Source organism: Oceaniovalibus sp. ACAM 378 (assembly GCF_008085915.1).
GTDB lineage: Bacteria > Pseudomonadota > Alphaproteobacteria > Rhodobacterales > Rhodobacteraceae > Oceaniglobus.
On the sequence record NZ_VSJK01000007.1, the window covers coordinates 236,378 to 249,263 of the forward strand.

The 12,886-nt window shown below is 61.8% G+C and carries 14 protein-coding genes; 6 read left to right on the forward strand and 8 right to left on the reverse strand.

Translation table 11 applies throughout. The features are described 5' to 3' along the window. Nucleotide 1 precedes the first annotated feature (1 nt). Nucleotides 2-484 (reverse strand): DUF721 domain-containing protein, encoded by a 483-nt coding sequence (locus FQ320_RS11520; RefSeq protein WP_255509471.1) that lies wholly within the window; start codon nt 482-484, stop codon nt 2-4. A 251-nt stretch (nt 485-735) separates the two neighbouring features. Here FQ320_RS11520 and FQ320_RS11525 point away from each other — a divergent pair, with 251 nt between their 5' ends. From FQ320_RS11525 to FQ320_RS11535, 3 genes are read left to right on the forward strand one after another with little or no spacing between them, the layout of a single operon-like run. After that, nucleotides 736-1,734: an A/G-specific adenine glycosylase gene (locus tag FQ320_RS11525; protein ID WP_148472491.1), complete on the forward strand. Its 999-nt coding sequence runs from the start codon at nt 736-738 to the stop codon at nt 1,732-1,734. Nucleotides 1,735-1,781: 47 nt separating this feature from the next. After that, nucleotides 1,782-2,930 (forward strand): alkane 1-monooxygenase, encoded by a 1,149-nt coding sequence (locus FQ320_RS11530; RefSeq protein ID WP_148472337.1) that lies wholly within the window; start codon nt 1,782-1,784, stop codon nt 2,928-2,930. Between the two features lie 60 nt (nt 2,931-2,990). Further along, nucleotides 2,991-3,671, forward strand: a complete 681-nt coding sequence (locus FQ320_RS11535) for a DUF2270 domain-containing protein (protein WP_148472339.1) — start codon at nt 2,991-2,993, stop codon at nt 3,669-3,671. On the opposite strand, the gene FQ320_RS11540 is transcribed toward FQ320_RS11535, so the two are convergent. From FQ320_RS11540 to FQ320_RS11555, 4 genes are all read right to left on the reverse strand, one after another. Next, on the reverse strand, nt 3,578-4,171 hold the full coding sequence (locus FQ320_RS11540; RefSeq protein WP_370513052.1) for a zinc-binding dehydrogenase: 594 nt from the start codon (nt 4,169-4,171) through the stop codon (nt 3,578-3,580). The two genes, FQ320_RS11535 and FQ320_RS11540, sit on opposite strands and share 94 nt — an antisense overlap. A 308-nt stretch (nt 4,172-4,479) precedes the next feature. Then, nucleotides 4,480-5,655 carry a site-specific DNA-methyltransferase gene (locus tag FQ320_RS11545; protein ID WP_148472341.1) on the reverse strand — a complete coding sequence of 392 codons (1,176 nt, stop codon included), beginning with the start codon at nt 5,653-5,655 and terminating at the stop codon, nt 4,480-4,482. A gap of 90 nt (nt 5,656-5,745) precedes the next feature. After that, nucleotides 5,746-6,378 carry a ribonuclease HII gene (locus FQ320_RS11550; RefSeq protein WP_148472343.1) on the reverse strand — a complete coding sequence of 211 codons (633 nt, stop codon included), beginning with the start codon at nt 6,376-6,378 and terminating at the stop codon, nt 5,746-5,748. A gap of 317 nt (nt 6,379-6,695) precedes the next feature. Beyond that, nucleotides 6,696-7,382 (reverse strand): response regulator transcription factor, encoded by a 687-nt coding sequence (locus FQ320_RS11555; RefSeq protein WP_148472345.1) that lies wholly within the window; start codon nt 7,380-7,382, stop codon nt 6,696-6,698. A 139-nt stretch (nt 7,383-7,521) separates the two neighbouring features. On the opposite strand from FQ320_RS11555, the gene ribA reads away from it, so the two are divergent. Beyond that, nucleotides 7,522-8,592, forward strand: coding sequence for a GTP cyclohydrolase II (gene ribA / locus FQ320_RS11560; protein WP_148472347.1), 1,071 nt, complete (start codon nt 7,522-7,524; stop codon nt 8,590-8,592). Between the two features lie 11 nt (nt 8,593-8,603). Then, nucleotides 8,604-9,098 (forward strand): L,D-transpeptidase, encoded by a 495-nt coding sequence (locus tag FQ320_RS11565; RefSeq protein WP_148472348.1) that lies wholly within the window; start codon nt 8,604-8,606, stop codon nt 9,096-9,098. Here FQ320_RS11565 and FQ320_RS11570 read toward each other — a convergent pair. Further along, nucleotides 9,095-9,748, reverse strand: coding sequence for a YggS family pyridoxal phosphate-dependent enzyme (locus tag FQ320_RS11570; protein ID WP_148472350.1), 654 nt, complete (start codon nt 9,746-9,748; stop codon nt 9,095-9,097). The genes FQ320_RS11565 and FQ320_RS11570 overlap by 4 nt on opposite strands. A 101-nt stretch (nt 9,749-9,849) precedes the next feature. Then, nucleotides 9,850-10,743 (reverse strand): porin, encoded by an 894-nt coding sequence (locus tag FQ320_RS11575; protein ID WP_148472352.1) that lies wholly within the window; start codon nt 10,741-10,743, stop codon nt 9,850-9,852. 284 nt (nt 10,744-11,027) lie between these two features. Between FQ320_RS11575 and FQ320_RS11580 the strand changes: the two genes are divergently transcribed. Next, nucleotides 11,028-11,534 carry a DUF3576 domain-containing protein gene (locus FQ320_RS11580; RefSeq protein WP_148472353.1) on the forward strand — a complete coding sequence of 169 codons (507 nt, stop codon included), beginning with the start codon at nt 11,028-11,030 and terminating at the stop codon, nt 11,532-11,534. A gap of 21 nt (nt 11,535-11,555) precedes the next feature. Here the strand turns inward: FQ320_RS11580 and FQ320_RS11585 are convergent, their stop codons facing one another. Beyond that, nucleotides 11,556-12,791 (reverse strand): glycosyltransferase, encoded by a 1,236-nt coding sequence (locus FQ320_RS11585; RefSeq protein ID WP_148472355.1) that lies wholly within the window; start codon nt 12,789-12,791, stop codon nt 11,556-11,558. Between the last annotated feature and the right edge of the window lie 95 nt (nt 12,792-12,886).

The window sequence follows — 12,886 nt, forward strand, 5'->3', positions numbered from 1 at the left end:
GTCAAGACCTATCTTTTCTGCGTGGAGTAAGGACATTTTCGCCCAGCGCCTGAAGTGCTGCGCGCAGTGTGTCGTCGTGAACCGGGGCCGTCGCCTGTTCCGCCGCCTTCTGAACCCCGGGGTCGGGGGCAGCAGGCGCGGACTTGGCGGGGCGGTGAGAGAAATCGGCCTGCCCTTCGGCAAATCCGGTGGCGGCCGTCTGGGTGATCCGCACCCGCGCGATGGCGTTATAGCCATAGCAGGCATTGACCTTTTCGCGGATGCGATCCTTTTGCATTTCCAGCATCGGGGCCCGTGCACCGGTGGTCAGCAGACTGAGCGTCGCGCCGAAACCGCCCCGGGCATAATTGACATTGACCGGGCGGCACTGGCTCGCGATATCCTCGCCGACGATCTCGGGCCAATGGGTCAGCAGACGGGTGACGGCAAAGCCGCGCTGCTCTCCGGCCTCGCGGATTCGCGCGTTCAGCAACGCGCCGGTCATCTGGAACCCTCGCGTCGTTGGGCGTCTGGGTGAACTGGGGCGCATGATGCCTCGCTTGCCGTGCTGCACTGGAAGTAACGCAGGCAAGAGTGCATACCAAGCCCTGCATCCAAGGGGGAGCATAAAGTTTGCGTGACACGGGTTTGTCAGGGTCAGATATCGGGCCGGATACGGGGCCACATTCAGAAACGGGATCGGCGCAGGGGCTGAGCGATGCTCTTTTGCTCTGGTACGATTCACACGCCCGCTCGATGCCGTGGCGGGTGCCGCCCGACCAGCGTCAGGCGGGGGTGCGCCCTGACCCATACCGCATCTGGCTGTCCGAGGTCATGTTGCAACAGACGACGGTGGCGGCGGTGCGCGCTTATTTCCGCCGGTTCACCGAACGCTGGCCGACGGTGGGCGATCTGGCGGCGGCGGAAGACGCCGATGTGATGGCCGAATGGGCGGGCCTTGGATATTATGCCCGGGCGCGCAACCTGCTGAAATGCGCGCGTGCGGTCGTCGCCGATCATGGCGGCCTGTTTCCTGACACGCGCGACGGGCTGCTGGCCCTGCCCGGCATCGGCCCCTATACGGCGGCGGCGGTTTCCTCCATCGCGTTTGACCGTCCCGAAACTGTGGTGGACGGCAATGTCGAACGGGTGATGGCGCGTATCTTCGCGATCACCGATCCCCTGCCCCGTGCAAAACCCCGCCTGAGCGCACTTGCCGCCACCCTGACCCCAAGCGCCCGACCGGGCGACTATGCTCAGGCGGTGATGGATCTCGGTGCCACGATCTGCACTCCGAAATCCCCCGCCTGTGGCATCTGCCCCTGGATCGCCCCCTGCCGCGCCCGCCTCATGGGCATCGCCGCAGAGCTGCCGCGCAAGCTGGCGAAACAGCCCAAACCCGTGCGTCAAGGCATCGCCTATGTGGCGCGGCGCAGCGATGGTGCCTGGCTGTTGGAGCGGCGCCCCGACAGCGGGTTGCTGGGCGGCATGCTGGGCTGGCCCGGGGCGCCTTGGGGCGACACGGCACAGGAACAACCGCCCGCGCCCGCCGACTGGCACGACCCTGGGATCGAGGTGCGCCACACCTTCACGCATTTTCACCTGATCCTGTCCCTGCGCATCGCAACCCTGCCGGAAACCGCCACGCCGATCACCGGCAGCTTTGTGCCGGGCGACCGGTTCCGCCCCGCAGACCTGCCCACCGTGATGCGCAAGGCCTTCGACGCCGCGTCAGCGACATTTGACTACGATTGAGCCGCGACCACCCTGCGCTATAACCGGTGCAAAACACGAGGCAGACCATGAGCATTCCCGAAACATTTCCGACCCGCGCACTGGGCGGTCTGGCCCGCGCCCTGCCGTTCTGGCTGTCGCTGGTGCTGGTGCCGGTGCTGATGTTCAGCGCGGTGATGGGCGGCTGGTGGGTGCTGCTGATGCCGCTGTGCACATGGTATCTGTTTTCCATCGTCGACGTCTTTGCCGGGCTGGACAAGGCGAATGCCGATCCGCAGACCCCTGACAACCGGCTGTTCTGGTATCGCGCGATCACTCTGATCTGGTTTCCCGTTCAATTCACGCTGACCTTCGGGGTGATCTGGTATTCCGCCCATTCCGGGCATCTGGGTACATGGGAAAAAATCGGCCTGTTCTTCGGCGTCGGCGTGGTGAACGGCACCATCGGGATCAATTATTCGCACGAGTTGATGCACCAGAAATCGAAACTGGAGCGCTGGATGGCCGATCTGCTGTTGGCCATGGTGTTCTATTCGCATTTCCGCAGCGAACATCTGTTGGTGCATCACCGCTATGTCGGCACGCCCCGCGATCCGGTGTCGGCGCGGTATAACGAAGGGTTTCATCGGTTCTTTCCCCGTGTCCTGCGTCAAAGCCCGGCATCTGCATGGCGGGCCGAGGCGGCGATGCTGGCGCGCAAGGGGCTGGGGCCGATGCACCGCTCAAACCCGTTTTGGCGGTATGCGGCTTTACAGGGCGCAATGGCGCTGCTGGCGCTGCTTCTTGGCGGGCTATCCGGGCTTGCCCTGTTCGCCTTTTCGGCTTTTGTTGCGGTCTGGCAGCTTGAGCTGACCAATTATGTCGAACACTATGGGCTGACCCGCAAACATCTCGGCGGTGGCAAATATGAACACGTCATGCCGCGCCATTCCTGGAACGCCTCGCATAAGGTCAGCAACTGGCTGCTGATCAATCTGCAACGCCATTCCGACCACCACTATAAGCCCGACCGGCCATTTCCGCTGCTTCAGACCTATGGCACCGATCAGGCGCCACAGCTTCCCTATGGCTATCCGGTGATGACAATGCTGGCGATGATCCCCCCGGTCTGGCGCAGGGTGATGAACCCGCGGGTGCGCGACTGGCGCAGGACATGGTATCCTGAAATCACCGACTGGGCCGCTTACAAGGCGGCCACCAACCCGATGCCGCGATAATTGTCAGACTTGTGCGGCAGCACGAGCCGTGGAACGATGGAACCGGAGGGGGAGATTCCCATGGAAGGTGCCGATACGACTGTCACCCGCAAATCGCTGAACGCTGCCGAAGTCGGCGCGCTGGCGCATCTCTACCGTGGCGAGGTCTATCGTTCGACGATCTGGCGAACCCGGCTGGACACGACGACCAACTGGGCCGTTGTGACACTGGGGATCGCGCTTTCCATCGCATTCTCATCGCCCGCCGCATCTGCGCTGCCGCTCGTTCTGGTGGGGGTTCTGGTGTTCTTCTTCCTGATGCTCGAAGCGCGGCGCTATCGCTATTTCAACGTCTGGCGGGCGCGCTGCCGCTGGATGGAGACGCATTTCTTTGCGCCGATGCTGCACGACGGTGATATCCACCTTGAGGACGGCTGGCAAAAACAACTGGCCGAGGATTACTGGCGTCCGCGGTATCATGTGTCGATGTGGGTTGCGCTGGGGCGGCGGATCCGGCGCAACTATTTCTGGATCCTGCTGATCCAGACTCTGGCCTATCTCGGCAAACTGGCGGTGCATCCGCTGCCTTTGCTTGACGCGGCGCAATTGGTCGAACGCGCGACGATCGGGCCGCTGCCCGGCTGGGTGGTGCTGGCAGCCGGAGCGACCTATTGCGGCGCATTGGGCGCTATCGCCGCCTGGAGCTGGCGCGACGATGCCCGCCGCGCCCGCATGCGGGCTCCGGCATCGTCGATGGGGTGAGACAGCCTAGGGGTCGCGCCGACGCGCACCAGCTGCTTGCCAAGGTTGCCGCCTTTCAACCTCTCGATGAACGCCCCGGGCGCGCTCTCTAACCCTTCGGCCACGGATTCCGTGTATTTCAGCGCACCCGAGGCGACCAGCGGCGCAACCTCGGATTCGAAATCGGGGCGGCGATGCCCGTGGTCAAAGACAATCACCCCCTGCACTTTCAACCGCCGGGTCAGGATCGTGCGCCACATCGCCGGAAGCGGGATCGTCTGATCCATGTTCGCACCGGAAAACCAGGCGATCATACCGATCACCGCGATCCGCCCGCCGATGTTCATCTGTGGCAGAACTGACATCAATGTCGCGCCGCCAACGTTTTCGAAATAGACATCCACACCTTCGGGCGCTGCCTCGCGACAGAGGTCTTGTACCGGCCATTCCGGCAGACAGTCATCGGATGCGCCGGATCGGCAAGATCTGGCCGACCACCCAGGCCGAAACACCGATAACACGCTCAACCACGGATCCCGGCCTGATCTGCGTTAATGCGGCGGCCCCCGCGTCACCCTATTTTAAGGCATTCCGCCCCAGGTCCGGACACCGTCGGGCGTGGATGAGTCTGACGACGCCCGTGGAACATCCTCATCGAACGTGGTCGCCTAAGCCACCTCTGAGTGCGGGGGTCGTCAGTCTTTCCCCTCACCTGCCCCTATCACAAAAAAAACCCCGCCATTTCTGGCGGGGCAAGTTAGGGCCACATGGCAAAAGGCCACGGGCACCGGCGGTAACTGTTGTGTTCTGTAAATCGGGATCCGGGATGTCAGGTCATCTCGGCGCGGATCTGCTGGCGGAGCAGGTCGATGGGCACGACCTTGCCGTCGCGCTTGAAGTTCCAATAGGTCCAGCCGTTGCACGATGGCGCGCCTTCCAGCGCCGCGCCCACCTGATGGATCGACCCCTTGACGTCATCGGCAATCAGCGTGCCATCAGCGCGCACCTTGGCCATCTGGCCGCGCGTGTTGGTCAGCATTTCGCCCGGGCGCAACATGCCGCGCTCGACCAACTGACCAAAGGGCACGCGAGGTTCGGCGCGTTTGCTGCCGGTGACGGCCAGCGCCTCTTTGTCGAACTTGCGCACCCGGCTCAGACGTTCGGTGGCAACCTTGCGATAGCCCTCTTCCCGCTCGATCCCGATATAGTCGCGGCCCAGCATCTTGGCCACGGCACCGGTGGTTCCGGTGCCAAAGAACGGATCAAGCACAACGTCGCCCGGGTTCGTGGTGCCGAGGATCACGCGATGCAACAGGGATTCCGGTTTCTGCGTCGGATGGGCCTTGTCGCCGTTGTCATCCTTGAGCCGCTCATGCCCGGTGCAGATCGGCAGAACCCAGTCGCTGCGCATCTGCACGCCTTCGTTCAACTGCTTCAGCGCCTCATAATTGAAGGTGTATTTGCTCGCTTCCTGCTTGCTGGCCCAGATCATCGTCTCGTGGGCATTGGTCAGCCGCTTGCCGCGAAAATTAGGCATCGGATTGGATTTGCGCCAGACCACGTCATTCAGCAGCCAATATCCCGCATCCTGCATTGCTGCGCCGACGCGAAAGATGTTGTGATAGCTGCCGATCACCCAGATCGCGCCATTCGGCTTAAGGATCCGCCGTGCCGCCGCCAGCCATGCGCGGGTGAAAGAATCATAGGCGGCAAAGCTGGAAAACTGGTCCCAGGCATCATCCACGGCATCGACGCGTGAATTGTCGGGCCGGTGCAGTTCGCCTTTAAGTTGCAGATTGTAGGGGGGATCGGCAAAAATCAGGTCGACCGACGATTCCGGCAGCCCGTTCATCACCTTGATACAGTCACCCGCAATGATCGAGTTCAGCGGCAGCTCCGCCGCCGGGCTTAGATCTGAACCGCCGTGATCTCCTGATTTCGCGTCAGATTTTGCGTATGTTTTCCGGGGCCGCGCCTGCGCGCCGCTGATTGAATTTCTTGCCATATTTGCCTCTGCTCTGGCGCCATTTGCGGCGTCCGATCTTATTGCAGCCAAGATCGACGATCAGCGAATCATGGTCAATTTCTTTTTGAATCAGCGGGTTGGATTCTTTTCTTGATACAATATCTTGTGTATCGGTTTGAACGAACGCCTATGGTGAGCGGTCACGCCAAGAGTTTGCAAACCAGCAGCGTGTCGTTTCGTCCCGTATCCCATGTTCGTTTCCCAACCATAACCTGGATGCTGTTGCGCAAGTGCCACCATGCCCAAATCTCGCCGTATTTTTGCCATTATTGAAGCCGCCGCGATACTGGCCGACCGACCGTCGCCGCCAACCACAGGTTGAGCAAAACAGGGCATTCCCCGAGGCACCATATTGCCGTCAATCAGCGCAGCGTCAGGCGGGCGCGACAGGCCCCGGACCGCGCGGACCATGGCAAGATGGCTGGCTTGCAGGATGTTCATGACGTCGATCTCCTCGACGCTGGCGGACCCCAGAGACACCTCGGCCGATTCGGCGATCAACACCGACAGCCGATCGCGCGCCCGCGCACTCAGGCGCTTGGAATCGTTCAGTCCCGGGGGGATATAACGCGGGTCCAGCACAACCGCCGCCGCGACCACCGGCCCGGCCCAGGGGCCACGCCCGACCTCGTCGATCCCGGCAATGCGCAGGCTTCCCCGGTCGATCAGTACTTGCTCAAATGAAAAATCGGGACCGGTCATGGCCCCTCATACCCCGCCCGTCCACGGCGGGAAAGCGCGGGTTCGGGCCGCTTCTGCCGGATGTCGCGTTTTACATGCCACCCGCTGCGGACTGTGCCCAGCGATACGATGTCGAAAAAAAACCCGGGCACAAGGCCCGGGTCAGTTCAACAGGGAGGTTTGCACGCCATAACCCGGGCGTGCGACGGGAACCTGTGTCAATCGATCAAGCCAGTCCGCGAATATGGTCCAATATTGACCGGAACAAGACGCTTTGACAGTCGGGAAAACCATACCCGCGCGAATTGCGGCACATTCCAACCGCGCGGGAAACAGCGTCAGGCAACCAGCCGATACCCACCGCTTTCCGTGACCAGCAGGCGTGCATTGGAGGGATCCGGCTCAATCTTTTGCCGCAGCCGATAGATATGCGTTTCCAGAGTATGCGTCGTGACCCCGGCGTTATATCCCCAGACTTCGTGCAGGAGGACATCACGCGCCACCACACCATCGGTTGAACGATAGAGAAACTTGAGAATGTTGGTTTCTTTCTCGGTCAAGCGGATCTTCTTATCCGCCGCATCGACCAGCAGCTTATGCGCGGGGCGGAACGAATACGGGCCCAATTGGAACACCGCATCCTCTGACTGTTCGTGCTGGCGCAGCTGCGAGCGGATGCGCGCAAGAAGAACCGGAAAGCGGAACGGTTTCGTCACATAGTCATTCGCTCCCGCATCCAGACCCAGAATCGCGTCGGCGTCGCTGTCATGTCCGGTCAGCATGATGGTCGGGCATTTCACACCCTGCTTGCGCATCAGGCGGCACAGTTCGCGTCCGTCTGTGTCAGGCAGACCGACGTCAAGGATCACCAGATCGAACAGCCCCGCCTTGACCTTTTCGAGCGCTTCGGCGCCATTGACCGCTTCGAAGACATCGAAATCCTCGGTCATCACCAGTTGTTCGCTCAGCGCATCGCGCAGATCGTCATCATCATCGACCAGAAGTATTTTCTTGAGACTGCTCATGGACCTGCTCCTTGGTTACTGCACGGAGATGTGATGCAAATACCTACAGGGCAAGAAATGCTGCATCCGGATCACGCGGACGTGTATCAGGGATGGGAAATGTTTCACATTCCTTCACTCTGGCCGTAGAACCGCCTGCATGTCCTTTGCTCCTACCCCTGACGAACGCCTATCGCGCGCCCGCTCCGATCTTCGGATGGGGCTGCCGGTGATTTTGCGCGACGGGACCGGTGCCGCATTGGTCGCCGCACCCGAAGTGCTGGACGACGCGCGCTTTGCCGCGCTGGTGGCGGGGGGTGGCGCGGTGCTGGTGCTGACCGGACGACGGGCAGAGACGCTCAAGGCGCCGGTATACGACGGAGACGTGACGCGGATCGCAGTTCCGGCAGACATGGGGCTGGCGCGGGTGCAAGCCATCATAGATCCGGCGGACGACCTGCGCGCGCCATTGAAGGGGCCATTCCGCCCGGTGCGCGGCGGCGACGCCGGGTTGGCGCGGGCAGCCATCGCGATCCTGAAATCCGCCCGCCTGCTCCCCGGGGCGCTGATCGTTCCGCTGATCGGTCAGATGGTGAATGATTTGACGGTGATCGACCTGAGCGATCCGGGGATGAACCTTGGGGGCGATCCCGCAGTGCACCCGGTTGTGTCGGCCCGATTGCCGCTCGCGCTCGCCGGAACCGGGCGGCTGCACATCTTTCGACCCGATGATGGCGGCGATGAACACTACGCGATCGAGCTGGGTCGGATCGACCGGTCCGCGCCGGTGCTGACGCGGTTGCATTCGGCCTGCTTCACCGGCGACGTGCTTGGCTCGCTCAAATGCGACTGCGGGCCGCAACTGCATGGTGCGCTGGCTCAGATGGCGGCGGGTGGCGTGCTGCTTTATCTCAACCAAGAGGGACGGGGAATCGGGCTGGCCAACAAGATGCGCGCTTACTCCCTGCAAGATCAGGGGTTCGATACGGTCGAGGCCAACCACCGTCTGGGATTCGAGGATGACGAGCGGGATTTCAGGATCGGCGCGCGAATCCTGACCGCGATGGGGGTGGGCACGGTCCGCCTGCTGACGAACAATCCGCGCAAGGTGGCGATGTTGGAGGCTTGCGGCGTGACCGTGGCCGAACGGGTGGCGCTGAAGGCAGGCGAAAACCCTTTGAATGCCGGATATCTGGCGACCAAGGCGGCGAAATCGGGGCATCTTCTGTGAGGGGCCAAGCGATGGGTCAGGCCGATCTGGTGCTGACGCCCCGTGGGCTGCGGTTTGTCGGACGCTATTGGCCCTGCTCCATCGGGCGCGGTGGCATCAAGACGAACAAACGCGAGGGGGACGGCGCGACACCGCGCGGCACCCACGCCATCACCGGGATGCTGTATCGCCCCGACCGGATCGCGCGCCCTGTGCCCTGGGCAGTGCCCGTGCGGCGCGGCGATCTGTGGTCGGACGATCCGCGTGATCCCGAATACAACCTGATGGTGCGTGCGCCGCATCAGTATTCCCACGAACGGCTGTGGCGCGGCGATTCGCTGTATGATCTGGTGCTGCTGACCGATTGGAACTGGCCGCACAGCACTCCGGGGCGGGGATCGGCGATCTTTTTGCACCGCTGGCGCAGACCGGGCTATGCGACCGAGGGTTGTGTCGCGCTGTCGCCCGGCAATCTGCTGCGTATCGCACAGCGGATCACCCCCGGTTCGCGACTGATCGTGCTCTAACCCTCGGTCCGCGTGCCAAAGATCGCCGAGCCGACCCGCACATGAGTTGCGCCTTTGGCGATGGCCGTTTCAAAATCGTCGGACATTCCCATGGACAGCCCGGTAAGCCCATTGCGCGCGGCCATGTCGGCCAACACGGTGAAATGCACTGACGCATCCTCGTCTGCCGGTGGGATACACATCAACCCACTGATCGACAGGTCCATGCCGGAGCAATCGGCCACGAAACGGTCGACGTCGGCGGGGGCGATCCCGGCCTTTTGCGGCTCTTCGCCGGTATTGACCTGAATGAACAATCCGGGGCATTTGCCCGCGTCCTGTGCCAGCCGGGCCAGAGTTGTGGCCAGCTTTGGGCGGTCGAGCGAATGGATCACGTCGAAAAGCTCCATCGCCTGCCGCGCCTTGTTGGTTTGCAAGGGCCCAAGAAGGTGGAGTTCACAGTCACCATAGCGCTGTTGCAGATCCGGCCATTTTCCGGCTGCTTCCTGCACCCGGTTTTCGCCAAAGATACGATGCCCCAGTTGCAGAACAGATTCGACGCGTTCCAGCGGCTGAATTTTGGATACGGCAATCAGACATACCGATCCGGGCGCACGTTCGGCGGCGATTTCGGCGTGATGGATGCGTTCGGTGATGGTTTCAAGGGTCATTGGCAGCTCCTGTCATATGGGCCGCAGATGGCCACAGGCCCGCACAAAAGAAAAGAGCGGGCACAAGGCCCGCTCTCTCCAAAGTACCAATCCGGAATGGATCAGAACGTCATCGACATACCGAAGTCGTAGCGAGTTTCGTCGCCGAAGACGATGCTGTTGCTGTTGTCGCGGACGACACCACCAACCAGAGCGGCACCGCCACCCAGGTCATAACGTCCACCGATACCATAGTCGGTTTCGCCGTCGAACTGCTTGATGCCGAAAGCGGTGACAGTGGTCGCACCGAAGACATAGTCAAGCGACAGACCATACTGGTCGTCGTCCAGGCCGGGAACGTTGTTATCTGCATTGCCATAGACAGCTTTAACAGTCGCACCACCGAAGACGGCCGAACCGCCCAGGATGACGTGATCGAACGTTACGCCAGCAACATCAACGTTCTCATAACCCAGCGAGACGCTGTAGTTCGAAGGAGCGTACTTCACAGCAACGCCGTAACCTTCGTTTGCGCCGACGGGGTTGTCGAACGACAGATAGGCAGTGATGTCGCCAGTCGAATACTCATAACGAGCGGACGGACGCTGCCCAGCAACGCTGGTGTTCAGCAGGTAGGTGAGTTCGTTCTCGTCACCCAGACCGGTCAGGCCAACGCCGGACAGATCGCCGACAGCAGCTTCTGCCGCACCGGAGACGTCACCCATCGACAGCTTGCCGAATGCGCCCGAAACAAACACGTTGCCTTCGGTGCCATTGGTTGCTTGATCTTGCTCGTAGTTGTCGACGCGAACCGAACCACCGAAGGTCAGGCCGCCGTCTGTTTCGCCGGAAGCGGCGAACGAGATACGGATACGGCTGGTGAATGCCAGATCGTCGCCCGTGTTGTTGTCAAAGCCGATGATACCCATGCGGCCGTCACCGGCAACGGTAACTTCGGCGGCTGCGAAACCTGCGGACAGGATCAGAGCGGTCGAAGCAAGGAGGACCTTTTTCATTTCGATTTCCCTCGTATTTCTAAAGGTTCATCTCATTTCAGGGAATCCGAAGTGAGACATAAGCCTAATTCGCTCGCAGCGGCCTTGATTGCAAGCGGACCGTCAAAGCGCACTGCATAGCGAAAGAAGTTGGTGCAGCTTTGCCACAGTAACCCGCACCCCCCGGGGAACGCCCGGAATTCGCGCTGTTATACTGCGCTTGAGGCCTGCGGGTGGCAAAAAACCTTGTGACACCATGACCGCTCGGATACACACGTGAAAAACACGGGTTAAAGGCGGGTCTGATGAATTTTCGCGGTATCACATCCGGTTGTCTATTGCTGACACTCGGCTTTGCGCTGTCGGCCTGCGGCGGCTTCTCGTTCCGCGAGGATCCAAGCAAGGAAAGCGGAGCCGAACAGAGCGCCCGTGAATTCCGGGATCGCGAGTTGCAGCAAAAGCCGACCGATTCGACCCTGTTCGACCTGTTCAGCAACTCGGACGATCCGAACACCACCATTGAGGTGAACAAATACATCTGGAATGCTGCGCAGGAAGTGCTGAACTTCATGCCGCTGGAAACCGCAGATCCGTTTTCCGGGGTGCTGGTCTATGGCTACGGACGCCCGCCCGGCGGTGGACGCGCCTATCGCGCCACCGTTTATGTGCAGGATCCGGCGCTTGATGCGCGGTCACTGAATGTCGCGCTGCAAAGCCAGGGTGGCCCGGCCAGTGTCGACACCGTGCGCGCCATCGAAGACGCAATCCTGACCCGCGCGCGCCAAATGCGCATCCGCGACAGCAAGCTTTAAGCGCGCCAGACGTTCGACCCTTTATGCGAGCGCCAAGCGCTCGACCCAATCGAACTGCCGGGGCAAACACACCGTCCGCAGATCATAGTCCGCCAGAATCCGCGCCCGCGCCGCCGCGCCCAGCCGGGCGCGCAACGCTGGATCGCGGCACAGCGATTCGATCTGGTCGACCATCGCCGCCCCATCGAAGAAATCAAACAACAGCCCGGTCTCGCCGTCGGTGATCACCTCGGCCACCGGTGCTGTGTTGCTGGCGACGATCGCGCATTCGATCGCCATTGATTCCATCAGACTCCAGGACAGCACAAACGGATAGGTCAGATAAACGTGAACCGTCGAGACCCGCAGCAGACTGAGAAAATCGCTATAGGGCAGCTTGCCCACGAAATGCACCCGCGCCCAATCGGCGTCGGAAATCTGTCCGCGCACCTCGCCCAGCATCTTTTCCTTCCATGTCCCCCCCCCACTCGGGGCCGTGCCATAGCTGATCGCATCTCCGCCAACGATCACCACCTGCGCGTTCGGGCGACGGCGCAACAATTCGGGCAGCGCGCGCATGAACACGTGAAAGCCGCGATAGGGCTCAAGATTGCGATTTACGAAGGTGATCACCTCGTCGTCGCGGGTCAGGGTCAGGCCATCGATTGCAAGCCGCGCCGCCGGATCGGGCTTGGCCGTTTCGGTGTCGATGCCGTCGTGAACCACGGTGATCTTGTCGCGCAGTTCGGGCGGATGGGTGCCCGCCTGCCATGCGGTGGGTGACAGCGCCATATGCGCCCGCTCAAGCTGCATCCGCATGGACAGGTTGCGCATCCGCATCCGCGCCGCTTCGCCGAACGCGCCGATGGTCGCGAATTCAGGGTCAAACCCGATGTCGGCCCCCGCGGGCTGATAGTGAAACTCGCTGAACACGCCGACTTTTGCATCGGGCCAGACATCCTGCACGAACAGCGATTCGCCCCAGCCGGTATGCGCGATCACCATATCGGGGCTGTATCCCCGGCTCGCCAGCACTTCCGCCGCCCGGTACACCGCCGCGCCCCGGTGCATTGCGCCGTTCAGATTGGTCAGCCAGGGGTGATGCACCTGCGCTTCGGGATCTTTCCAGCCATAGGGCACGATCTGCACCCCGTTCCACATCTGCGCCTTCTCGACGCGCGATGTCAGGGCCGTCACCCGATGGCTCCGGGCTGCCAGCGCGGGCGCCAGATGTTTGAATTGGCCGGGAAAGTTCTGGTGCAGAAACAGTATGTTCATGGTGTCTTCTTCGTCGGGTCGGTCAATCTGGCGCTCAGGCTATACGACAACATCCCCCGGCGTCACGGCAGAAGTGAGGCACGAACCGGGGAAAC